The organism is Aliamphritea ceti (genome assembly GCF_024347215.1).
Taxonomy (GTDB): Bacteria; Pseudomonadota; Gammaproteobacteria; order Pseudomonadales; family Balneatricaceae; genus Amphritea; species Amphritea ceti.
Genome location: NZ_AP025282.1, coordinates 3,403,212 through 3,425,854, shown reverse-complemented (window position 1 = coordinate 3,425,854; position 22,643 = coordinate 3,403,212). Strand labels below are relative to the sequence as shown.

Here is a 22,643-nt window from a genome sequence, read left to right as displayed (position 1 = left end):
TCGAGTGGAGAGGCTAAAAGGATATAGCGCTGTTGGTACTGCTTTAGCAGTGTTTTACCAATTAATCTAAAAGGATGTAGAACCCGCCATGAAAAAATTCAATTCTGCGTTTGCGCGTCGTTTAGTTATCACCCATCTGGTGAATACTCTTGAGCGTCCCAGTGTCTCTGCTTTAATGCTGGAAACAGGCTGGCCACGGCGCACCATTCAGGACGTCATTAAAGCCATACCTGGCTTAGGCATTAAAATCTATTTCAAACAGGATGGGTGTCGGAATAACGACGGCTATTATGTCATTGATAATTGGGGACCTTTTGATCCGTCTTGGGTTGAAGGAAATTTGAAGACACTGGAATCGTCGCTTGATAGGTAAGTGATCATAGATCCAGTTCTTTATTCCTCTCCTGAGCAGTGCGCAGTTAATAATTGTGCACTGTTTTTTTATACAGTTAATTGCATTACACTTAGCCCATCAGCACTGCTTGTGTAACGTAATTTATGTCTGACGAACAAACGACATCCGGTCCACAGAGAAAAATCATTCATTGTGATTGCGATTGCTTTTTTGCCGCAGTTGAAATGCGTGATGATCCCAGCCTTACTGACATTCCTATTGCCATCGGTGGTTCTTCTGACCGGCGAGGTGTTATATCCACCTGTAACTATCCGGCCCGTAAATTTGGTATTCATTCGGCTATGTCGACAGCCAAAGCACTGATGAAGTGTCCGCAGCTGCGTTTGTTACCGGGTAATATGGAAAAATACCGCCAGGCTTCTCAGCAGATTATGAATATTTATCAGGACTATACAGACCTGATTGAGCCTTTATCTCTTGATGAAGCTTTTCTTGATGTGACCGGCTCAGAGCATTGCGGTGGCAGTGCGACCCTGATCGCTGAAGAGATCCGTGCCCGGGTTGTTGCTGAAGTTGGTATTACCATTTCAGCAGGTGTTGCGGGGAATAAGTTTCTTGCAAAAATAGCCAGCGACTGGCGTAAGCCTGATGGCTTGTTCGTAGTTACGCCTCAGGATATGGATGATTTTATTGAAACCTTAGCAGTGTCGAAGATTTTTGGCGTGGGGAAAGTAACCGCCGCCAAACTGCATGACATGGGGATTGAAACCTGTGGCCAGTTACGCAGTTTTAGTCTGGCCCAACTTGTAGATCGTTTCGGGCGGTTTGGAAAGCGCTTATACGAGCTTTCCAGAGGCATTGATGAGCGTCCGGTAAAAGTATCCCGTGAACGTAAGTCGATCAGTGTAGAGCATACTTATCCTCAGGACCTGCAGGATCTGAAGACCTGCTTGCAACAGCTCCCGATTCTGATGCAAGAATTGCAACGGCGTTATGGTAAGCATAAAGAACAGCGGGATATTAGTGGTGCAGTTGTGAAACTTAAGTTTCATGATTTCTCGCAGACAACGGTTGAGCTGTCGACGCTGACACCTAATCTCGCACTTTATCAGCAGCTGTGTGAGCAGGCGTGGTTACGAGGCGAAAGACCCGTTCGGCTAATCGGCTTAGGTTACAGGTTAGTGGAGCATAAACCTCAGCAAGGGGTTCAATTGAGTTTGTTTGAGTAAGTTAAACGTATGGTGATGATGTCACTGCATAAGACTTGTCATATTTTCATGTTTAAATCCTCTGGCTATTTCAAATTGGCGCTGTCATTGCACAGTCGCGATGTTATATAATCCTGCGCCTTTCTTACGTCATTTGTACCTTAACAGCCCTGTTTTAACTGTAGGCTGGGGGTAGAGATGTAATTATTTTTCCCGGAGCACGGAAATTCTATGCTGCAATTGTTAGTTAAGCGTTCACAGAGCCTGAAAGCCGATGTGCTTTCCGGCCTTACTGTTGCTCTGGCCCTTGTGCCGGAAGCGGTCGCCTTTGCCTTTGTGGCGGGTGTAGAACCACTGGTTGGCTTATATGCCGCTTTCATGGTGGGTTTAATTACTGCAACAATCGGTGGCCGTCCGGGAATGATCTCCGGTGCAACAGGTGCACTGGCGGTTGTAATGGTTAGTCTGGTTGCAATGCACGGGGTAGAGTATCTGTTTGCCACTGTGGTGCTCATGGGTATCTTACAAGTACTGGCGGGTGTCTTCCGGCTGGGTAAGTTTATCCGTATGGTGCCGCATCCCGTTATGCTGGGGTTTGTGAACGGTCTGGCAATAGTCATCTTCCTCGCGCAAATGAAGCAGTTCCAAATGCTGGACGATGACGGCAACCTGACCTGGCTGCAAGGCAGCCAAATGATGATGATGCTGGGTTTGATTGCGTTAACTATGGCGATCATTCACTTCCTGCCTAAACTGACTAAAGCGCTGCCGTCTACTTTGGTGGCAATTATCACAGTGACAGCACTGGTGATCGGTCTGGATCTGGATGCCCGTACTGTGCAGGACGTACTGGCGGATATGACGGGTAATCCATTGGCGTCTATCGCTGGTGGCCTGCCTCAGTTCCACATTCCAATGGTTCCGATCAACTTTGAAACTCTGCGGATCATTATTCCTTACGCACTGATTTTAGCCGCAATTGGCCTGATTGAGTCTCTGCTGACACTGACGCTGATTGATGAAATCACTGAAACCCGTGGTCGTGGCAACAAAGAATGTGTTGGCCAGGGTGTTGCTAACATTACCACTGGTTTCTTCGGCGGTATGGGTGGTTGCGCCATGATCGGTCAGAGTATGATTAACATCAGCTCAGGCGGTACGGGTCGTGCATCTGGTGTGTCTGCGGCGCTGTTTCTGCTAGCGTTTATTATGGTGGGTTCCAGCTGGATTGAAATTATTCCGGTTGCGGCGCTGGTTGGCGTCATGTTCATCGTGGTAATTGGTACCTTTGAATGGGCCAGCCTTCGTCTGCTTAACAAGATTCCTCCTTCCGACATATTCGTAGTAATCACAGTAACTGTAGTAACAGTGTTAACTGATTTGGCAATTGCGGTTATCGTCGGTGTGATTGTTTCTGCACTGGTATTCGCATGGAAGCACGCCAAGTATATGCGGGTTGATAGCAGTATGGAGAACAATGGTTATCTGAAGATTTATGAGCCTAACGGCCCATTATTCTTTAGCTCTGTGCAGAACTTCCGTGACCAGTTCACGCCACGTTATGATCCTCAGGAAGTTATTATCGACTTCAAAAACTGCCGTGTAGTGGATCATTCAGGTATTGAAGTCATCGACTCTCTGGTGGAGCGTTATCAGAAAGCTGGTATCGATATTCACCTGCGTCACCTTAGCCCGGAATGTATCCGCCTGTTAGAAAAAGCGGGCAGTGTGGTTGAGATTAATCGCGCTGAAGATCCTGAATACAAAGTGGCTGATGATAAGCTGGCCTGATTAGCGATCTGATACATTGAAAACGCCGGCTTTATAGCCGGCGTTTTTGTATCTGAATAGTGACTGGCATACTTCGTTTCCAGTATCCGAAAAAAGCCTTCTGGTGTGATATATCTCAGACATCTGGCTTTGCATTCCTCGCCGGGTTTTGAAATAGTGGCCGGGTTTCAAATGGTTATTGTCATAAAAGAGGTACGCAAACAAATGCTGGAACTGGAATTTATCCTCGCTTATGTTGCGCTGGGTTCAATCGTGGGTGTACTGGCTGGCTTGCTCGGCATTGGTGGTGGGTTATTAATGGTACCAGCACTCACCAGCCTGTTTATCTGGCAGGGGTATCCACTGGAACAGGTAGTTCATCTGGCGCTGGGTACGTCTATGGCATCCATTATTCTGACCTCAGTCTCCAGTATGCGGGCGCATAATCGCCGTGGCGGCGTGATATGGCCAGTGGTGAAGAATGTTTCACCGGGTATTGTGATAGGCGCCTTTCTGGCGACTTTTCTGGCAGCGTCGCTGAGCGGTGTCTTTCTGGCGGTCTTCTTTGCCTGCTTTCTGGTATTTGTTTCAGTGCAGATGTTCCTCAATAAGAAGCCAAAGCCAAGCCGGACTATCCCTGGATTCTGGGGACTGTTCACTGCCGGGACAGGTATAGGTGGTTTTTCTGCCTTAGTGTCTATTGGTGGCGGGACGCTGACAGTGCCGTATTTGTCATGGCATAACGTTGATGTGAAGCAGGCCATAGGCACTTCTGCAGCCATTGGTTTACCTATTTCAGTGGCGGGTACCATTGGTTATCTGATTAATGGCTGGCCGGTAGAAATCAGTGGCTGGTTGATCTTTGGCTATGTGAACTTACCGGCAGTCGTTCTGATTTCCGCGCTTAGTTTCACTACCGCGCCACTGGGGGCAAAACTGGCACACAGTTTACCCGTGCCGGTATTGAAAAAAGGCTTTGCCGTGTTGCTGCTGGCGCTTGCTGCGAAGATGTTATTGTCGGTGAGTTAATCACAATAAATGCAGTTCATAAAAAAGCAGCCTGATGGCTGCTTTTTTGTGTGTGCGGTGTCTGGCAGTCGAGCTTATTTAGCAGTAAGTGCTTGGCTGTCGAACTGAATACCGGACCAGCCATATTCGATAAAGCTGCGAATGTTGCCGTGGTCGCTGGCATCGGGGTGTTGCTGAACGTCTTCATGGTAGAAGCGGCCGAAGCAGTTAAGGGTTTGCTGTTCGCTCAGTGAGTTCAGTTTTGCGAATGCAAAAATTTTGCAGGAGCCTTCGTTCGTACCGGCTTCATTAACAACCGGATTATCGCCCAGGCCATTTAAAAAGCGCGTAGGGGTGTAGCTATAGTGCTGTTCAATAACAGCCATGGTGTCTTCGAAATCCATCTGCGGTGCAGAGTTGGTCAGATTCTGGATAAATGTATTCAGATCCATGGGGTGCTCCTATGCAAAGTTTGTCCCGATTGTACGGTTAACCTTGTCGGCTTAGAAGCTTAAAAATGTAGTATTTTCAGTTTATTACGACCAAGGGTGTAGATATCCGGTGTAGTCAGGAAGACCACACCGGATAAACATTGCGGAGTAAATTCAGCATGTGTGTTTAGCGGAATGCCAAATCCCGTGGCAAGAGAGCTATTTCAGGAAAAGCCATCATCAGCGCTGTCACAACAAAGAGGATTATGAGGAAAGGATGTATACCTCTGATTACGTCTACGAAAGGTCGGCGGAAGACGGCAACAGCGGTAAATATGTTGCATCCGAATGGTGGCGTCGCTGCACCGATCGCGACCTGCAGGGTAATCATTACGCCGACTAAAACAGGATCAAGCCCGGTGGCTTTTACCAGTGGCGCAAATATCGGTACCAGAATCAGAATCACCACGATTGAATCAACAAACATACAGCCGACGAAGAAGGCGATGTTGATGGCAATCAGGGTCGTAATAACGCCTGCACCTTCCAGGCCCAGTGATGCGATGATCTGCTGAGGTATCTGAGCGTACGAAAGTACCCAGGAGAAAGCTGCTCCGGCGGCAATCAGAATAAACACGACTGAGGTAACTGCACCTGTTGAAAGTGCAATATCGGTAACGTCTTTCAGATTGATTGAGCGGAATACACATAGCTCAAGAATCAGTGCATATAGCACACAGATTGCTGCCGCTTCGGTTGGGCTAAAGATTCCACCGTAGATACCGCCGACCACTATCAGTGGAAAACCTGCTGGCCAGAGTGCCCGACGCAGTGCGGTTAAACGCTGTGACCAGGTCGCTTTAGATTCAACAGGAATATTATGTTTTCTGGCGTACCAGATACAGTACATAGAAAACAGTACGATGATCAGCAAACCAGGGCCCAGACCGGCAATGAACAGCTCTGATATAGAGGTGCCGGAGATTACGCCGTAAATGATCATACCGATAGACGGAGGAATCAGGTAGGCGAGGTCGGCAGCGTTAATGATCAGGCCGATTGAGAAGGAATCATTGTATCCGGCTTTGAGCATCCGTGGACGCATGGCGCCGCCGATAGCAACCACGGTTGCCTGAGTAGAACCGCACACGGCACCAAACATAGCACAGGCAGTTGTTACCGATACCGCAAGGCCACCACGTATATGACCCATAAAGCGCATAACAACATCGACCAGCCGGTCAGCTGAGTGACCCCGGGTAATAATGTCCGCCGCCAGAATGAACATAGGCACAGCAATCAATGCAGAAGGCTTAACACCGCCGATCATCTGCTGAATTACCAGTTGCAGGCTGAGATCCGGGTAATAAATAGTAAAACCGAGGATAGCTGCACACAGCAGTGGCATCATCATTGGAAAGCCTGATAACAACAGGATAAGCATTACGCTTAGCATCATTAAGGTCATGATTTAGACTCCTGCACTTGATGTTGCTTGGATGTTTCTGTTTCAGACTGAACGTCGTTTGTGCCTTCAGTGTTGTTGCTCTGGCAGCGCTGAATAGCATCCGCAATTTCAGGATCCTCGTATTCATCGACAGTGGTGTATGAGATGTACACAGTGTCGTCCTGTAAATCGAGGTTCTTGATAGCCGTCAGCAGGTACTGAATAGCACCGATCAGAAGGCCCAGAGCGACCCATATATATGTCAGGTAGAGTGGGAACTGCAAAGCTGGCGTGACACGGCCACGGCGAGCGATTTTCATTACATATTCCAGCGCATACCAGGCCAGTACAAACATCACAGTGGCTGTTAACAGAGCAATAACGACCATGAATATTTTCTGCCAGCGGGCAGGCAACATGTCGTAAAAGGCAGACATCCGAATATGCTTACCTTTGCGGGTAATGTAGCCCAGACCCATAAAGGTAACGATCACAATCAGAAACTGGTTCAGCTCATCGGAGAAATATAAGCTTTGGTTGAAAAGATAACGGCCGAAGACGTTAGCGATTGAATTGACTGCCATGGCAATGATGGCAATGCTGAGAATGCTGGCTTCTATACGGCCAATCCATAGATCGAGCCGGTTCAGCAATCCGGTAATAACTTGGGACATAATAGGCTCCCGGGGAACAGCTAGAGTGAGATCGGACAGCAGCGGGCACTGCTGCTGTCCGGAGCCTGTTACCGGTTAATTAAATTTCAGCCGGTAAAGCAGCGGGGTGCTTACTTCGCATTAACTTCGGCAAGCAGATCCTGAAGCAGTTGCTGGCCACGTTCGCCGGCAATTTCGGTAAATGCTGAGTGAGTAGAGCTACTACGGTCACGGAAGACAGCCTGTTCTTCAGGGCTTAACTTCACGAACTGGATATCAGGTTTGGCAGCTTTGATTTTTTCCAGTTTATCCTGGTTGAAGCGAGTCACTACGTCATCAATAAAACCACGCATTTCGGTCATGGTCTCGGTGATTAGTTGTTGCTTCTCAGGTGCCAGCGTCTCGTACCAGTCAGTACCGGAAACGATAGTTGTTACCAGTTCCTGTTCACCGGCCCAGATCATGTAGTCGGTTACTTCGTAGAACTTCATTTCTTCGATAGTAGGTACAGGGTTGATCTGACCATCAACTATCTTCAGCTGCAGTGCACCGTATACTTCACCGAATGGCAGTGGTGTTGGGCTGGCACCTAAGTCTTCATAAGCTTTCAGCAGGATAGGTGAAACCATTACCCGCATTTTGAAGTTATCCAGGTCAGCAGGCTTACGGACTTCTTTATTGGTTGTCCAAACCTGTGGGCCTTCCGAATACATAGTGTGAAGTTTCAGGCCTTTGCTGGCGAAATCTTCACCCAGATCGTTATAAATCACCTTGCTGGTGGTCAGCATTTCGGAAATGGCAGCCGGTTCAGAAGGTAATGTATAAGGCAGTAGGAATAACTGGGATTCCGGTACGATAGTACCGAGGTTACCGACGGAAACGTTGGCGAAATGCACCACGCTGTCGGCAGCCTGTTCAACCATTTCAGTAGGTGTACCTAATGAGCCCAGCGGGTAGACGTTCACAGTAATGTCGCCGTTGGTTTTGGTTTCTATTTTACGTTTAAATTCCTGTGCATAGGCATCCATAATAGAGCCTGGAATCTCTTCAATGGCGAACTTCCACTCTTCTGCGTGGGATAGTACCGGCAGCATGGCAACAGTGGCAGTGATAGCCAGATTTTGTAACCCTTTCTTTAGCTTGAACATCTTATAGGCCTCGCTTTGTAGCATTTATTATTGTTGGCGAAATCGGTCATAAATCATGTGATTCACAATCAGTATTGCAAAAGTATATGTATTGAAAAATACAATATTTAATATGTATACATCATAAAAATTGATGTAAATTATATCTTTCTCTTACTAAAAGGAGCGGATTATGGCGCAGTACTCAATGAAACACATGCAGACATTCTGCTCAGTGGTGGAATGTGGCGGTTTTGTCAGTGCGCAGGCCGCTTTAGGGATGAGCCAGCCCGCAATCAGTACGCATATACGGGATTTTGAAATCCGCCTTGGCTTTCAGTTATGTCACCGTGGGCGCAGTGGTTTTAACCTGACAGAGAAAGGGGAGCTGGTGTACGCAAAGTGCCGCAGTATGCTGAATAATGTCTCTGACTTTGAGGCAGATTTAGGCGAATTGCGTAACAAGCTGACAGGTACGTTGCGAATCGGTTTGATTGATACCACGATCAGTAATCAGGAATTTCCTATTAACGCTGCGCTACAGCGTTTCTTCAGCCGTGATAACGATGTATCAATCAAGCTTGAGGTATTACCCCCCGAGGATCTTGAGCGTGACCTGCTTAATGGTCATATTCATGTTGCCATTGGACCGTTTCAACGCCGGGATAATACGCTGACATATCGCTTATTACATAAGGAAGCGCATGGTTTTTACTGTGGCCAGCACCATCCATTGTTTGCTGCACCTGCTGCTGAGATCAGTTGGGAAACACTGCAGCAGTTTCCGGTATCGACCCGGGCATATTTACAGCAAACTGACTTACCAGGTATTCAGAACACTGCATTCGTTACTAATATGGAAGCCCAGGCTATGTTGATTACCAGTGGTCATTTTATGGGATATTTGCCTGAGCATTATGCGCAGGCATGGGTTGATAGCGGTGAGATGCGGGCCATAGATCACCTGAATCTGGAGCATCATTCAGCGTTTTATCTGGCAATGCGAGCATCACCTGCGGTACGTAATATTGTCAGGGTCTTTGTTAAGGACATAGAAGATGTTCTGGGATTAGATCCGGAATAGTTACATTATAAAATCAAATATAAGCATCATAACTTTCATATTTTTTGATGCGATTTAGTTTGTAATACTCCCAGCAATCCCCCGATTAAAAAATCATAAAGGGGGCAATCTAAGCAACGGGAATGTTTGTCTCCTGTTGTATTGAGCCGCAGTGGTTGCTGAACAGGAGTAAATAAAGATGAGCGATAATGCTTACGAGAAAGGCCGGCTGAATCTGCCGTTTGTAGGTTTCTGTACTTTTGCCAAGAGTCCTACCTGTGAAGATTGGGACAACATTAAGGGTGATGTTGCCTTCATGGGTGCACCATTTGACTGTGGCACCCAGTGGCGCTCCGGTGCGCGTATGGGACCACGTTCAATTCGTGAAGCATCAACGTTGTTCTCTTTCGGACATGGTGGCGCTTATTCCTATGAAGAAGACACTATGTATCTGGAAGGCGTGAGCATCGTTGATATTGGTGATGCTGATATCGTACATACCGATACCGTTAAGAGTCACGCCAATATTGAATACGGCGTACGTAAAATGCTCGAAGCCGGTGTATTACCGGTCACTGTTGGGGGAGACCATTCTGTGAATGCCCCTTGCATTAAAGCATTCGAGGAATATGCCAATAAAGGCCCGATCCATATCATTCAGATAGATGCACACCTGGATTTTGTTGATGAGCGTCATGGTGTTCGTTATGGCCACGGAAACCCGATGCGCCGTGCATCTGAACAGAGTTATATCAGTGGTATGACCCAGCTGGGCATCCGTAATGTGTCTTCTTCGAACCGTTCTGACCATAAACTGGCGGAAGATTCCGGTTCAACCATTCTGTCTGTACGTGACGTACGCCGTTTGGGCTTAGAAGGCGTAATGAAGCTGATTCCTAAAGATGTGAATTACTACATCACAATTGATATCGACGGTTTTGATCCGTCTATTGCTCCGGGCACTGGTACACCTAGCCATGGTGGCTTCCAGTATTACGAAGTAATGGAAGTACTGCAGCAGGTTGCTCAGCAGGGTGATGTGGTCGGTATCGACCTCTGCGAAGTGGCTCCGGATTATGATCACACCGGTACGACCAGTATTCTGGCCGCTCAGGTACTGCTTAACTTGCTGGGATATGTATTTGATGCCCGTGCCAAGCGTGCTGAACAAGCTAGCTGATCACACTAAAAGGCTTCTGTATTTCACCGTACAGAAGCCTGATTTCCGATAGATTCCAAACACCTTAGCGCACAGTGCGGACCTACTCCGGTCAGTTAACCGGAGGCGCTGTGCGTTCTTTTATCTCCGCTTATCTGCAATACACCCGCGCATCCCGTGGTGTGTAAATTCCCAGTGTGATGAAACCAAGGAAACCATTCACAAATGTTTCCTGAGTCTCAACTTTTGCCACCTTATCAGCACCGCCACATAACTCAGCAGCGTTAGTCTGTTTTTCCTGACCTATACCGTTAATAAAGAATGTCTGAGATTCTTCACTGGCAGGCTGGCTGTTAGTTGTACCGTTAATGTTAAAAGTCTGGGTTGAGCAGCCGCTGATGAATGCGGTGGCAGTTAAAGCCAGCAAAGTCTTTTTCATGATATGTCCTGTTAATTGACGGAGTATGTTCAGTAACGGAGACATCTTAGCTAACAGCAAAATAATTATTGTAAGGTTTTGTATAGAAAATGAATGGGTTTGACGCTGCAGACACCTTATCCGATGTTCAGTAAGGAAGGGTAAAGTATGCTAATCCAAACTGAGAGTTCTTTTGTTTTACCAACAATCATAGTGATTCCGATTAAAATCAGGCTAATAGATCCTATTTTTTTGATGTTATTTAATGTCTGTTTATGTCTGTTTATGTCTGTTTATGTCTGTTTATGTCTGTTTATGTCTGTTTATGTCTGTTTATGTCTGTTTATGTCTGTTTATGTCTGTTTATGTCTGTTTATGTCTGTTTATGTCTGTTTATGTCTGTTTATGTCTGTTTATGTCTGTTTATGTCTGTTTATGTCTGTTTATGTCTGTTTATGTCTGTTTATGTCTGTTTATGTCTGTTTATGTCTGTTTATGTCTGTTTATGTCTGTTTATGTCTGTTTATGTCTGTTTATGTCTGTTTATATGTTGATGTAAACGATTGAACGTCAACGATATGAGAAGTACTGGAATACTGAAACCAAGAGAATAAATGATTAACAAAACTGGACTGATATATGCGTTTGGAACAACAGGTTGATAAGCAAGTATAGATGCTAATATCGGACCTGTACACGCAGTTCTTCCTAAGGATAATAATATTCCAAGTATAAAGGCATTCTTAAGTACTCCATTGTTTGAATTATAAATAATACTGGAGTTTTTGTCGCAGCTACCACAATTAAACAATAATTTTAAACCTAGGATAGCTATCAATATTCCCACTAATATATTCAATTCTTCTTGATAGTTCCAAAATATTTTTCCTAATAGTGTAATATTAAAGCCTAGTAATAAGAAATATAATGAATAACCAGATGTGAAACTCAAAGCTATTTTTATATTTGAATAGCGGCTATCAGTTTGACAAGAAAGAAATGATAGATAACCAGGTAGGAGGGTAACAGAGCAGGGAGAAAAAGTAGAAAGAAGACCGCCTATGAAGGCAATAAAGTATTCTGTAACCGTTACATCAGGCATTTCTGCAATCCATTTTTTGAAACTATAATTTCAGCCATTTAAGAAACATGGCTAATAAAATTATATCTATATTTCTAGTTTTATAGAAATATTTTGTTTGTAAACGTCTCTCCATCGTGAATTCTTCATATATATCAGCTGTTAAGGTGCCATTGACTGTTATGTAGCTATTTAAGTGTTTAAAGCTCAGAGAGTAATAGTTGCTACGGATCCATCAATAGCCAGAGAATGTTTCCGTAATTGTAAACTTTAGGTGACGTGTTGTGCATTTATTAAGTCTCAAAGGGAGGTTAATACTGTTAGCAGGATTACTTAAAAAGTTAACTGTAACTGTATTGAGTCGTAATCTGGTTTTGTGATGATAAGTGGAGTGTAAAGATGATGACATATCAAGAGCTTTTCGAATGTGGTGAGAACTATCATCAATATTTAGGTCGGGGAACCCGTAATGAAATTTTGGAAGTCAGTAAGGTTGCCGACTTGCTAAATACTGACTTACAAATTAATCAGGAGGCTTTAGATCAGCTGCTAAGTATAAGCAAGCCTGTTAAATTGCTAGTGGCTGCTGAAATGTGGTGTCCATTTTGTCAATTGCAATTATCTGTTCTTAATAAAATATGTGAAATCAACAGCTTATTTAAAATGTCTATAATTACTAAAGGTAGAGCTGAAGACGAAATTAAATCACGTTTAGAAATTGATGAAGTTTTAATACCAGTTGTTGTTATTCTTGATGAGAGATTTGAAATGGTTGATTTTTATTCTGAATGTCCATCAGGAAGCTGCCCTTCATATGAATATGAAAATATAAAATCTGATTGTAAGTTAGGAGGCTATTTGAACAGAACGGTAACTGATCTTATTAAAGCAATAAAATAAACTAGAAAAATTAGAGGTTTAGTTATGGATAATAAAAATAAATTAATAGCTGGATGTTTGATGTTTGCTTCATCAGAATTAGCTCTTGCAGAAACCAGTACAGTAAATTTCTATAATTGGCCTGACTATGTGGGACCTACCGTTATTGATAATTTTACGAAAGAAACAGGTATTACAGTTAACTATGATGTTTTCGATTCAAATGAAGTAGTTGATGCCAAACTGATGACTGGCGCTAGTGGTTACGATGTAATAATTCCAGCCAGTTCATATCTTCAAAGGCAAGCGAAAATAGGTGTATATTCAGAAATTGATCATGACAGGTTAAAAAATTACAAGAATTTAAATAAAGACTTATTATCTAAAGCACGTCAGTTTGATCCTGAAAACAAGCACAGTATTCCTTATGCCTGGGGTACTATTGGGCTAGGTTATAACGAGACAATGCTAAGAGAGCGCTTAGGTGATATGCCTCTTGACTCATTAGATCTTATTTTTGATCCTGAAATCAGTTCTAAATTAAAAGATTGTGGCATCAGTATTCTTGAGTCACCTGCTGAGGTGACATCCATTGCGTTAAATTATTTAGGGTTGGATCCAAATTCAGAGAACAAGAAGGATCTGAAAAAAGCGACGGATTTATTGAAAAAATCAAGGCCAAATTATAAGCAGTTTTCATCGTTTAAACATATAACAGATCTAGTCAATGGCGATATATGTGTAGCACTTAGTTATAACGGTGATGTTTCTAATGCTCTCGTGCGCGCTGAAGAAGCCGGAGTTAGTGTTAACCTTGGTTATAGTATACCTAAAGAAGGTACATTGCTTTGGTTTGATTTTATTGCTATTCCGGCAGATGCTCCAAATCCAGAAGGTGCCTATGCTTTTATTGACTATTTATTAAGAAGTGACAGTGCCGCTGACTTTTCGAATTACACTTTCTTTGCATCTGCTAATGATGCGGCTAAACCTCTGCTTTTAGATGAAATTATGACTGATCCAGGTATTTATCCATCTGATGAAGTAAAGCAACGTTTATTTGCTCCTGTTGCACATACGGCAAAATTTGATCGTTTACTTACCCGTGCATGGACCGATATTAAAACTGGAAGGTAATAGGGTTATATAAAACATCGGTTATTTTTTATTACTAATAACTAATTAAACCTGCAGATGATTTAAAAGATATTTGTAGATAATATTATAATAATAATTTAGGCACTAACATGAGTTCGAACCCAATCATTAAACAGGGTGAAAATGTTTCACTTGAGTCTAATGTGATCAATTCTACTGCTCCTCTATGGAAGCAAGATGGAGCAGAAGCTTTTTTAAGGATCGAAAATGTCACTAAAAAGTTTGCTGGTTTTACAGCCGTTGATAACATCTCACTGGATATCTATAAAAACGAGCTTTTTTGTCTGCTAGGCGGTTCCGGTTCTGGTAAAAGTACCTTGTTGCGCATGCTTGCTGGCTTTGAAACTCCTACGTCTGGCAAAATTATCATCGATGGCGTTGATATGGCAGGTATTCAGCCCTGGAAGCGCCCGGTCAATATGATGTTTCAGTCGTATGCGCTGTTCCCCCACTTGAGTGTTGAAGAAAACGTTGCCTTTGGCCTGAAGCGTGAAGGCATTCCCCGTGCAGAAGTCAGAGAGCGGGTCGCCCAGATGCTTGAATTGGTGCAAATGGGGCATCTGACCAAACGTAAACCTCATCAGTTGTCCGGTGGTCAGCGCCAGCGTATCGCACTGGCCCGTTCACTGATCAAGCAGCCAAAGCTGTTACTGCTGGATGAGCCACTGGGGGCACTGGATAAGAAGCTGCGTGAAGAGACCCAATTTGAGCTGATTAACATTCAGGAAAAACTCGGCGTGACTTTCGTGGTCGTTACCCACGACCAGGAAGAGGCAATGACCCTGTCGACCCGTATTGGCGTCATGGATCAGGGTAAGATCGTCCAGACCGCCGAGCCTCATGATGTGTATGAATACCCGAACAGTCGCTTCGTTGCAGAATTCATCGGTTCAGTGAACATGTTCGAAGGCCGGGTGATTGAAGATGAACCGGACAGTGTGCGTATTCACTCCAAAGAAGCCGGTGGCGAACTCTATGTTAACCACGGCATCAGCTGTTCACCAAATCAGAAAGTACACGTGGCACTGCGCCCGGAAAAGATCAAAGTCAGCCGCCGTAAGCCGGATCAGGACGTTAACTGTATCGTCGGCATCATCGAAGAAATTGCCTACATGGGCAGCATGTCGGTGTTCCGCATCCGTCTGCCAAGCGGTAAAGAAGTCCGTATCACTCAGCCGAACCTGTCCCGTAGCATGGGCGAGCGCTTCACCTGGGAAGATCAGGTGTACATGTCCTGGGATGCGGACAGCAGCGTGGTACTGACCTCATGAACGCCCCAGTTTCCCTGAATATTCCCGGCCAGAAGCCGGTGTCAGGTCTGGGGCGCCTGATTTATACCTTACGCCACCTGAGCATTGGTCGCTGGACGGTTATTTCCCTGCCCAGCCTGTGGCTGGCAGTGTTCTTTTTTGTACCCTTTTTAGTGGTCTTCAAGATTTCCTTAGCGGAGCCGACCATCTCGATTCCGCCTTACAGTTCATTGCTGGAATGGGACCCGGAAGAGTCGTTTGCAACCCTGAAGCTGAACCTTGGCAACTACATCTACCTGTTTGAAGACACCTTCTATCTGGAAGCCTATTTGAGCTCCATCCGCATTGCGGCGGTATCGACTTTCTTCACATTATTAGTCGCGTTTCCAATGGCGTACCTGATCGCCCGCAGTAAATCCACCACACGGATTTTACTGCTGTCGCTGGTGATTCTGCCGTTCTGGACCTCCTTTCTGTTGCGGGTGTATGCCTGGATGGGCTTCCTGAAAAAGAATGGCCTGATCAACGAGTTTCTGCTCAGTTTCGGCATTATCGATCAGCCGTTAACTATGCTGCAGACCGACTTCGCTGTGTATATCGGCATCGTCTATACCTACTTGCCGTTCATGGTCTTGCCGCTCTATACCGCATTGGAAAAGATGGACATTACCTTGTTGGAAGCCGCTGAGGATCTAGGTGGCCGGCCGATGCAGAACTTCTTCCTGATTACCTTGCCACTGGCGATACCGGGCATCATTGCCGGTTGTTTATTGGTATTTATTCCGGCGGTTGGTGAATACGTGATTCCGGCCCTTTTAGGCGGCTCCGATACCCTGATGATAGGTAAAGTCCTCTGGGATGAGTTCTTCCTCAACCGGGACTGGCCAATGGCAAGTGCGGTGGCAACCGTGATGCTGATCGTGCTGGTACTGCCGATCATGCTGATTAGAAACACTAATTCCGGTAAGGAGGCGTTTTAAGATGCAACAACGTAAATCGCTGTTCCTGAATACCAGCGCGACATTAGGGTTTATCTTCCTGTACGCACCGATCATTGCGCTGATCGTATACAGTTTCAACAAATCCAAACTGGTCACCGTCTGGGGTGGCTGGTCCCTGAAATGGTATAGCGCGCTGTTTAATAACGAGCAGATCATGACGGCTGCCTGGCTGAGCTTAAAGGTCGCCTTCATCAGCGCCAGTGTGGCGGTGGTGTTGGGAACACTGGCAGGTTTCGTACTGTCACGGATGGGCCGTTTTCCGGGCAAACTGGTGCTGTCTGGCTGGATCACCGCACCTTTGGTGATGCCGGAAGTGATCACCGGTTTGTCACTGTTGCTGTTGTTTGTGGCAATGGAAGGCGCCTTCGGCTGGCCATCCGGCCGGGGCATCGGAACCATTATTATTGCCCACAGTACTTTCTGTCTGGCTTATGTGGCGGTCATTGTGCAATCGCGTTTATCGGCGATGGATGAATCACTGGAGGAAGCGGCAATGGACCTGGGGGCCAAGCCTTTCAGCCTGTTCTTCCTGGTGACCTTGCCGTTGATTTCACCGGCGATCATCTCCGGCTGGTTACTGTCATTTACCTTATCGCTGGATGATCTGGTTATTGCCAGCTTCGTCTCCGGTCCGGGTAACAGCACGCTGCCAATGGTGATTTTCTCCAAGGTGCGCTTAGGGGTTACGCCGGAAGTGAATGCCTTGGCGACGATCATGATCGGTATCGTTGCCCTGGGTGTTGTTGGTGCGATCTGGCAGATGCGCCGCCAAAATAAAATGTTACCTGATTAAAAATTAATAGATATTAATCAGTGATTCAATTTAATGAAATAAGAAAAGTATATTTTATACTTTTCTTATTATATGCCCAAGACCGCTATATTAAGCGTCGTTACTAAACATACCTTAAATTTGCATATTAGCTGATTATTAATATTTGTTTTTAAATATTACACGAGTAATGTTTAAAGAAGAGTAATCATTACGCCTGTTGTTAAGGAATATTATGAAAAAATACTCAATCAGTTCCAAGCTGCTGTACACAACAATTATATTATTTATATTAACCGTATCCACGTTGTCATTAGCCATGTGGCAAGCATTAAAAATAAACAATGAGCAAGTTTATGATTCAACAACGACAATAATTAATACAGAAATTAAAGAGAAGTTAGTCGCTAAAGCTCTTCAGTATAGTGAGCGGGTTTCTGCTCTTATTAACGAGGCTTATCGTGTGCCTTTTTCTTTCTCCAGCGTCATGGAGAACAGTGGTAGGTCGGGAATAAAACGTGATCAGGCTGAGAAGCTTATTGCCGATACATTAATAAAGAATAAGAACTTATCGTCGCTTTATGCAATTTTTGAGGCCAATGGTTTTGATGGCAATGATCATGCATACACTGAAGGACATTCACATAGTGTCAAAGTGTCAGGAAACTTTGAGGTTTACTATGTTCGTGAGAATGAAAATAATATTGTACAAGTGATCATTGATGATGCTGCACATAAATATGATGAAACACTTGATGAGTTTAATATACGTGCGGCTGAATGGTATTTATGTAGCAAAGAGCATGTTAAACCTTGCTTAATGGAACCCTATCTTTATGAGGTAACTCCTGAATATAGTGAGTTGATGACATCGATGAGCGTTCCGGTAGTTAAGCAAGGCAAGTTTGTTGGTCTTGTTGGCGCCGACATTAATCTACCCGTTTTTCAATCGTTTATTGATGAGCTGTCTCAGCTCTTATATAAAGGTAAAAGCAAAGTAACACTATTAAGTGAAACGGGATTGATTGTTGCCTCAAGCCATTATTTAAAATTAGGCCGGCCATTACAGGAAGTGATAGGACCTTCACAAGCAAACGAAATACTAGCAAAAGCACAGCAAGCATCATTCCTAGAAACGTCTGAAACTATAACAATAATTGAACCTATCGATATTGATGTATCAGGGAGTAAGTGGTCAATTGTAATTGAAATTGATAAGGCTGATGCTCAGGAAAGTGCGTTACTCTTACAAAGTCATATGCAGAAAAACGCAGACAAAATGACAAGTCTCCAGGTCATACTGGGACTGGTAAGCACTGTCATTGCGGTATTCTGTATTTGGTGGATGACCAGAAGTATTGTGTTACCTATTGATCAGTTAAGAGTTCACATGACACAATTGGCCAGCGAAGAGGGCGATTTAACCAGACAAATTAAGGTCGCCTCGCATGCAGAGTTAATCGCTTTGAGTGGCGGGTTTAACCAGTTTCTTAAAAAATTACATCTATTAATATCACAGTTAAAAGTTTTGGCTGGAAGTACGCAAAATGAAAGCGAAAGTGCCGCGAGGATTTCTCAAAATATTAGGGAAAGCGTGAACGGGCAACATACTCAAATCGAAGGAGTTGTTTCTGCTGTTCAGCAAATGAATTTAACAGCACTTGAGGCAGCAAAAGCCTCTGAACAGACAGCGAACGAAGTCAGTATGATGACGCAGAATGTTAAGAATAGCCAAACCAGCCTGACGACTGCAATGCAATATGTGTCAACTATGTCAGAAGAGTCAGAGCAAGCTAAAATTGCAGTGATTAAAGTCACTCAAAGTAGTGAGAATATAAACACAATTGTTGAAGTGATTCGTTCAATTGCAGAGCAGACTAATCTGCTGGCTTTAAATGCCGCTATTGAAGCTGCACGTGCCGGTGATCAGGGGCGTGGATTTGCAGTAGTTGCTGACGAAGTTCGCTCTTTAGCATCGAAAACTCAGATATCGACTGACAATATAAGTCAGCTCATAGCTACTTTGCATACTGAAGTTGCCAGTGCATCAAAGGTTATTTCAAAGGGGACTGAGCAGGCGGATCTTGCCGTAGGCAAAACTAATGAGGCTTTGCATTCTATTGGGCAGATTGTTGAACAAATTGATGAAGTTTCTAATCAGGTGAATCATATAGCGGCTGCTGCTGAACAGCAAAGTTCAATGACTGAAGCGGTCGATCATAACGTTACTATGATTTCATCTTCTGCATCAGCTTTAGCGTCTATTGCAGATGAAGCTTATGGGAGCAGTGTTAATTTAGCTGATCTGGTGACTGCGCAGGAACAGCAGCTAGCTAAATTAAAGACATAAGTAGATTGGTTGCTGACATATCCCCTCAATTTTATTGAGGGGATTTGGCACGTAGACATAAGTGTTTTTAGATATTTATTGCTAAGTTTGAAAGCTTCAAAATGCCACTATCAATTTTATCGGTCTTGATTGAAGAGTAACCTAGGCGGAAAGTATGCAGTGGTATCTGATCACCCGCATAAAATTTTTCGCCACTCTCGATAATTATCCCGTGATCTGAAGCGATTGATTTAAGTGTTTTAGCATTTAAGTGCTTCGGACCTTCAATCCAGCAAGCAGACCCTCCGATAAGAGGTTGGGATAGATAATCAGGAAGATACATATTTATGGACGTATTCATTATTTTCCAGCGTTCTTTATAAACTGCAACAAGCTTTGTTACTAATGAGTGGTAATAACCTCTTTCAAGAAAAAGGCCAACTGCCTTTTGGTTATTCATTGCCGGATGACGCAGCATTAAACAGCGTATCTCGCGTAATACATTTATGAATGGCTTAGGCGCTACAATGTAGCCAAGTCTTAACCCGGGCGAGAGTGTTTTAGATAAGCTGCCAATATATATAACCCTGTTATCGGCATCGAAACTCTTCAGTGCTGGTAACGGCGTTGATTCAAAGCTTATTTCGTTTTCATAGTCATCTTCAATAATTAAAAAATCATGTTCTGTCGCTTTTTGAAGCAATTGTTTTCTGCGTTCAAGAGGCATAGTGACGGTTGTGGGAAACTGATGGCTGGGGGTTGTAAACAGAAGGTTACAGGTATTGATCTGCTCATTAATAATCAATCCCTGACTGTCGATGGCTAATGGCTTGATATTAGCTCCGGATTGATTCGCAATTTGATACAGGTCCGGATAACCTGGATTCTCGACTCCCAGGGTAGACCGGTTATTCAGTAACGCATATAGCGTCATGAATATTGCATTCTGCGCACCAACAGTGACCAGAATCTCATCGTTTTCTGCCCAGATACCCCGACGTGGAAGTAAACGACTTTTGATTTGGGTAATCAGTAAAGGGTCATCTGAGTCATAGTGATCTGACAGCCAGTTTTTAGCGGGCAGGATACGAACAGAATCCAGACTGCACTCACGCCAGTGCTGGAAGGGAAAGAGGTCCGGATCAAGTTGTCCGTATACGAAAGGGTAGGGTTGCTCTTGCCAGTTTTGTGCTCTTTTAATCGTATTTGTTACACGGTTAAAGCTGACGAGGCTCTCCCAGTCCGGTTGGCTATTTGCTGTTATATCGAGAGGTTGAGTGTTACCAGGCTTTCCCTTTAGTATGTTTTTATCAACATAAAAACCGGCTCTGTCTTTGGGTAATAAATAACCATCTGCTGTTAAATTTTGATACGCAATAACGACAGTGTTTCTCGATATTGCTAACATCTTTGATAACTGACGGGTAGATGGTAAGGGAATATCCGGTGATATGTGACCATCAAGAATACCATTGCTAATTGATTCATATACCTGTTGTTGTAATGTAACGGGTTTATCGGTAGATAAATGAAAAAGATGCTGAATCATAGTTATTGCCCTGGTTCTGATTTCCTGTTGTTAATCACCAAATTATTTTTTGATAATGAATTTTAAATTTATATCAACCAGGCATATTTATAAGGTGAGTTTCTAAGTCTTCACTGCCGCCTATATAAATACTCCCCGTTAATATTTGAGGTACTGTTCTTACAGGTTGGTTGATTTTTATAGAAAGCTGTTCTTTAGTTATTTTTGCAGTTGTAATATTTATAAAATTAAAGCTATATCCGTTATGTAAGCACAAATGAATAGCTTTAATGCAGAATGCACAGTCTTCACGACCATAAATTGTAAATTCTTTCACTTTGTTTTCCCTGGCTAGATAATTTTTTTATTGGGTTAGTATTTATAACGACAATTAGTCGGTGTCATGCGAGGGGGCGGGAGGCCTCTGTTGAGATGGAGTCTTGTCTGATTAGACGAAGACTCCTTATGCATGATTCAACAGGTTTAAATAACTTCGAGTGGTTAACGTTTCATTTAAATGTTGTAAAAACAGAGACTGTGCTCTGTTCTTCATTAGTCAGTAATAGTTATTGTTAAATACCATTTACCTGTTCAAGCTTGATTTGGTTATAAAATCCGTCAGGATTCTTAATAATTCGTTCATTAATCAAGGCTTTAGCCAGTTTTTTTTGTTTAGCTTTAATAGCCGAGTCGAGTAATGTTCTGGCCACTACATCACGTTGTGCATGGCTGCCGCCAAAGACATTAATTGAGTTTTTTATAGGCATGAGAATATCAATCGCACTACTGTAGTGACCCTGAGAAAACTCATAGAATGCTTTAGCAACAGGCAAGCCGATTCTTTGTGTGGTTAGATAGTTACTAGATGTACGGTCTCCGGCATTCAAATAATCTTCCATACTCTTAATCAGCTTTTTGGCAGATACATGATCACCGCTGGCAGCAAACGCGATCATTGCGTGGACATCATTGAAAGCATAATAATTTTGGCCGCATTTATCCTGCCAGGACTGTGCCAGTTGAGGAATTCTATTGCCGGTATCCACGCCTTCAAGATATAAACGCCACATGACAGATGAAGCATCAACAAGCGTCAAGCATGCTGGCTTAGTGTCTTTATTATGTACATATTTATCGTACACATTAATAAGTGTCGTCATGTTATTCGTTTCGAGAAGAAACAAACCATAGTGAATGGCGTTATGCGCAATGAAAAAATTGTCTTGTCCCCAGTATTGCTCATTATCATGCATAAACTTTTCCCCTGCTTCCGGTTTGTTCTGCATTTCCAGTGCATGAGATACGGCATGAATGCCCCAAACATCGGTAGGATTGAGTTCCACAGCACGCAGGCCTGTTTCTTCGGCCTGTTTATAGTGGCCGGATTCTTCCTGGCCAAAGCTGAGCATTCCCAGTAGGAAACCATATAGCGGGTGTGAGCTGTCCCAGCTGGGTAAAACACGTGAAACGCGGTCACGCAGGTTCATTGCTTCGCCGAGAAAAAAGTCAATTTGATGACCACTGAGCAGGGCAAGAATGTCGCATGGGTATTCGATGAGGATTTCATCCAGAATGACAGAGGTTTTCCTTAAATCGCCAGCGACCCAGGCTTGAACAGCCGCGATGTGCATTCTTTCGCGGGTAGTTAAACTTGTATGGTCAAGTTTATGTATTGCTTCATTACTGCGAACCGACCAGATTGCATCATCTTTATCTGTAGTCCACAGGTTAACATGTGCATTAAGAACCTGACCCATGGCACAGTCAGGCTCTATTTTCAAAAGATCAATAATATTGTGCAGTGGATTTTTAAAAAAGCACAGTTCGGTGATTGCGGCGTTAAAAAGATCCAGAGCTTCTTTGCTATGGATAGTTACATCTAAATTGGTTAAATCTTTCATTGCTATTACCTTATTATTTTATATAGCCAAAATACTCAATCACCCATAAATATTATTTTAGTGCTGGTAGTTATAGTTTTGTATTTACAATGAGAAAAAGCGAAA

Annotated in this window: 21 protein-coding genes; 12 read left to right on the top strand and 9 right to left on the bottom strand. The window is 43.8% G+C overall.

The genetic code is table 11. The features are described from left to right. Positions 1–88: 88 nt before the first annotated feature. From OCU49_RS15760 to OCU49_RS15745, 4 genes are all read left to right on the top strand, one after another. The gene (locus tag OCU49_RS15760; RefSeq protein WP_261841513.1) at positions 89–373 is read left to right on the top strand and encodes a helix-turn-helix domain-containing protein; all 285 of its coding nucleotides are present in this window, start codon (positions 89–91) and stop codon (positions 371–373) included. Positions 374–498: 125 nt separating this feature from the next. Further along, the gene (gene dinB, locus OCU49_RS15755; RefSeq protein ID WP_261841512.1) at positions 499–1,584 is read left to right on the top strand and encodes a DNA polymerase IV; all 1,086 of its coding nucleotides are present in this window, start codon (positions 499–501) and stop codon (positions 1,582–1,584) included. Positions 1,585–1,794: 210 nt separating this feature from the next. Next, positions 1,795–3,354, top strand: a complete 1,560-nt coding sequence (locus OCU49_RS15750; RefSeq protein WP_261841511.1) for a SulP family inorganic anion transporter — start codon at positions 1,795–1,797, stop codon at positions 3,352–3,354. A 171-nt stretch (positions 3,355–3,525) separates the two neighbouring features. Continuing rightward, a complete protein-coding gene (locus OCU49_RS15745) occupies positions 3,526–4,362 on the top strand; it encodes a sulfite exporter TauE/SafE family protein (RefSeq protein ID WP_261841510.1) in 837 nt (278 codons plus the stop codon). 74 nt (positions 4,363–4,436) lie between these two features. Here the strand turns inward: OCU49_RS15745 and OCU49_RS15740 are convergent, their stop codons facing one another. The 4 genes from OCU49_RS15740 to dctP all read right to left on the bottom strand — a co-directional run bounded on the left by OCU49_RS15740 (position 4,437) and on the right by dctP (position 8,020). Then, entirely contained in the window at positions 4,437–4,793 is a 357-nt protein-coding gene (locus OCU49_RS15740; RefSeq protein ID WP_261841509.1) for a HopJ type III effector protein, read from the bottom strand. Between the two features lie 166 nt (positions 4,794–4,959). Beyond that, a complete protein-coding gene (locus OCU49_RS15735; RefSeq protein WP_261841508.1) occupies positions 4,960–6,240 on the bottom strand; it encodes a TRAP transporter large permease in 1,281 nt (426 codons plus the stop codon). Then, positions 6,237–6,893: a TRAP transporter small permease gene (locus tag OCU49_RS15730; RefSeq protein WP_261841507.1), complete on the bottom strand. Its 657-nt coding sequence runs from the start codon at positions 6,891–6,893 to the stop codon at positions 6,237–6,239. The genes OCU49_RS15735 and OCU49_RS15730 overlap by 4 nt, the downstream gene beginning before the upstream one ends. 110 nt (positions 6,894–7,003) lie before the next feature. After that, positions 7,004–8,020 (bottom strand): TRAP transporter substrate-binding protein DctP, encoded by a 1,017-nt coding sequence (gene dctP, locus OCU49_RS15725; protein WP_261841506.1) that lies wholly within the window; start codon positions 8,018–8,020, stop codon positions 7,004–7,006. Positions 8,021–8,192: 172 nt separating this feature from the next. Between dctP and OCU49_RS15720 the strand changes: the two genes are divergently transcribed. Both OCU49_RS15720 and speB read left to right on the top strand, forming a co-directional pair. Then, positions 8,193–9,083: a LysR family transcriptional regulator gene (locus tag OCU49_RS15720; RefSeq protein ID WP_261841505.1), complete on the top strand. Its 891-nt coding sequence runs from the start codon at positions 8,193–8,195 to the stop codon at positions 9,081–9,083. Between the two features lie 178 nt (positions 9,084–9,261). Beyond that, positions 9,262–10,242 (top strand): agmatinase, encoded by a 981-nt coding sequence (speB, locus tag OCU49_RS15715; RefSeq protein WP_261841504.1) that lies wholly within the window; start codon positions 9,262–9,264, stop codon positions 10,240–10,242. Between the two features lie 130 nt (positions 10,243–10,372). Here the strand turns inward: speB and OCU49_RS15710 are convergent, their stop codons facing one another. Together OCU49_RS15710 and OCU49_RS15705 are read right to left on the bottom strand one after the other, a co-directional pair. Then, entirely contained in the window at positions 10,373–10,660 is a 288-nt protein-coding gene (locus OCU49_RS15710) for a Bor family protein (RefSeq protein WP_261841503.1), read from the bottom strand. 502 nt (positions 10,661–11,162) lie between these two features. Further along, positions 11,163–11,741 (bottom strand): cytochrome c biogenesis CcdA family protein, encoded by a 579-nt coding sequence (locus OCU49_RS15705; RefSeq protein WP_261841502.1) that lies wholly within the window; start codon positions 11,739–11,741, stop codon positions 11,163–11,165. A gap of 378 nt (positions 11,742–12,119) precedes the next feature. Here OCU49_RS15705 and OCU49_RS15700 point away from each other — a divergent pair, with 378 nt between their 5' ends. The 6 genes from OCU49_RS15700 to OCU49_RS15675 all read left to right on the top strand — a co-directional run bounded on the left by OCU49_RS15700 (position 12,120) and on the right by OCU49_RS15675 (position 19,130). Further along, positions 12,120–12,620, top strand: coding sequence for a thioredoxin family protein (locus OCU49_RS15700; protein WP_261841501.1), 501 nt, complete (start codon positions 12,120–12,122; stop codon positions 12,618–12,620). Between the two features lie 24 nt (positions 12,621–12,644). Further along, positions 12,645–13,736 carry a polyamine ABC transporter substrate-binding protein gene (locus OCU49_RS15695; RefSeq protein ID WP_261841500.1) on the top strand — a complete coding sequence of 364 codons (1,092 nt, stop codon included), beginning with the start codon at positions 12,645–12,647 and terminating at the stop codon, positions 13,734–13,736. A gap of 110 nt (positions 13,737–13,846) precedes the next feature. Further along, positions 13,847–15,028: an ABC transporter ATP-binding protein gene (locus tag OCU49_RS15690; protein ID WP_261841499.1), complete on the top strand. Its 1,182-nt coding sequence runs from the start codon at positions 13,847–13,849 to the stop codon at positions 15,026–15,028. Beyond that, positions 15,025–15,987, top strand: coding sequence for an ABC transporter permease subunit (locus OCU49_RS15685; protein WP_261841498.1), 963 nt, complete (start codon positions 15,025–15,027; stop codon positions 15,985–15,987). Before OCU49_RS15690 ends, OCU49_RS15685 begins: the two co-directional genes overlap by 4 nt. Before the next feature lies 1 nt (position 15,988). Beyond that, complete coding sequence (locus OCU49_RS15680) at positions 15,989–16,801, top strand: ABC transporter permease subunit (protein ID WP_261841497.1); 813 nt, start codon at positions 15,989–15,991, stop codon at positions 16,799–16,801. A 214-nt stretch (positions 16,802–17,015) separates the two neighbouring features. Further along, a complete protein-coding gene (locus OCU49_RS15675) occupies positions 17,016–19,130 on the top strand; it encodes a methyl-accepting chemotaxis protein (protein ID WP_261841496.1) in 2,115 nt (704 codons plus the stop codon). Positions 19,131–19,197: 67 nt separating this feature from the next. Here the strand turns inward: OCU49_RS15675 and pdxR are convergent, their stop codons facing one another. The 3 genes from pdxR to OCU49_RS15660 all read right to left on the bottom strand — a co-directional run bounded on the left by pdxR (position 19,198) and on the right by OCU49_RS15660 (position 22,538). Next, on the bottom strand, positions 19,198–20,658 hold the full coding sequence (pdxR, locus tag OCU49_RS15670; protein WP_261841495.1) for a MocR-like pyridoxine biosynthesis transcription factor PdxR: 1,461 nt from the start codon (positions 20,656–20,658) through the stop codon (positions 19,198–19,200). Between the two features lie 73 nt (positions 20,659–20,731). After that, positions 20,732–20,974, bottom strand: a complete 243-nt coding sequence (locus tag OCU49_RS15665) for a glutaredoxin domain-containing protein (protein WP_261841494.1) — start codon at positions 20,972–20,974, stop codon at positions 20,732–20,734. A gap of 235 nt (positions 20,975–21,209) precedes the next feature. Further along, positions 21,210–22,538 carry a tetratricopeptide repeat protein gene (locus tag OCU49_RS15660; RefSeq protein WP_261841493.1) on the bottom strand — a complete coding sequence of 443 codons (1,329 nt, stop codon included), beginning with the start codon at positions 22,536–22,538 and terminating at the stop codon, positions 21,210–21,212. Between the last annotated feature and the right edge of the window lie 105 nt (positions 22,539–22,643).

What these genes read in the sequence shown, in the direction of transcription:
- OCU49_RS15675 (WP_261841496.1), top strand. Translation starts at nt 17,016, where the DNA reads ATGAAAAAATACTCAATCAGTTCCAAGCTGCTGTACACAACAATTATA.
- OCU49_RS15720 (WP_261841505.1), top strand. Translation starts at nt 8,193, where the DNA reads ATGGCGCAGTACTCAATGAAACACATGCAGACATTCTGCTCAGTGGTG.
- OCU49_RS15685 (WP_261841498.1), top strand. Translation starts at nt 15,025, where the DNA reads ATGAACGCCCCAGTTTCCCTGAATATTCCCGGCCAGAAGCCGGTGTCA.
- dinB (WP_261841512.1), top strand. Translation starts at nt 499, where the DNA reads ATGTCTGACGAACAAACGACATCCGGTCCACAGAGAAAAATCATTCAT.
- OCU49_RS15700 (WP_261841501.1), top strand. Translation starts at nt 12,120, where the DNA reads ATGATGACATATCAAGAGCTTTTCGAATGTGGTGAGAACTATCATCAA.
- speB (WP_261841504.1), top strand. Translation starts at nt 9,262, where the DNA reads ATGAGCGATAATGCTTACGAGAAAGGCCGGCTGAATCTGCCGTTTGTA.
- OCU49_RS15730 (WP_261841507.1), bottom strand. Translation starts at nt 6,893, where the DNA reads ATGTCCCAAGTTATTACCGGATTGCTGAACCGGCTCGATCTATGGATT.
- OCU49_RS15735 (WP_261841508.1), bottom strand. Translation starts at nt 6,240, where the DNA reads ATGACCTTAATGATGCTAAGCGTAATGCTTATCCTGTTGTTATCAGGC.
- OCU49_RS15660 (WP_261841493.1), bottom strand. Translation starts at nt 22,538, where the DNA reads ATGAAAGATTTAACCAATTTAGATGTAACTATCCATAGCAAAGAAGCT.
- OCU49_RS15710 (WP_261841503.1), bottom strand. Translation starts at nt 10,660, where the DNA reads ATGAAAAAGACTTTGCTGGCTTTAACTGCCACCGCATTCATCAGCGGC.
- OCU49_RS15695 (WP_261841500.1), top strand. Translation starts at nt 12,645, where the DNA reads ATGGATAATAAAAATAAATTAATAGCTGGATGTTTGATGTTTGCTTCA.
- OCU49_RS15705 (WP_261841502.1), bottom strand. Translation starts at nt 11,741, where the DNA reads ATGCCTGATGTAACGGTTACAGAATACTTTATTGCCTTCATAGGCGGT.
- OCU49_RS15760 (WP_261841513.1), top strand. Translation starts at nt 89, where the DNA reads ATGAAAAAATTCAATTCTGCGTTTGCGCGTCGTTTAGTTATCACCCAT.
- OCU49_RS15680 (WP_261841497.1), top strand. Translation starts at nt 15,989, where the DNA reads ATGCAACAACGTAAATCGCTGTTCCTGAATACCAGCGCGACATTAGGG.
- OCU49_RS15750 (WP_261841511.1), top strand. Translation starts at nt 1,795, where the DNA reads ATGCTGCAATTGTTAGTTAAGCGTTCACAGAGCCTGAAAGCCGATGTG.
- OCU49_RS15745 (WP_261841510.1), top strand. Translation starts at nt 3,526, where the DNA reads ATGGTTATTGTCATAAAAGAGGTACGCAAACAAATGCTGGAACTGGAA.
- dctP (WP_261841506.1), bottom strand. Translation starts at nt 8,020, where the DNA reads ATGTTCAAGCTAAAGAAAGGGTTACAAAATCTGGCTATCACTGCCACT.
- OCU49_RS15740 (WP_261841509.1), bottom strand. Translation starts at nt 4,793, where the DNA reads ATGGATCTGAATACATTTATCCAGAATCTGACCAACTCTGCACCGCAG.
- pdxR (WP_261841495.1), bottom strand. Translation starts at nt 20,658, where the DNA reads ATGATTCAGCATCTTTTTCATTTATCTACCGATAAACCCGTTACATTA.
- OCU49_RS15690 (WP_261841499.1), top strand. Translation starts at nt 13,847, where the DNA reads ATGAGTTCGAACCCAATCATTAAACAGGGTGAAAATGTTTCACTTGAG.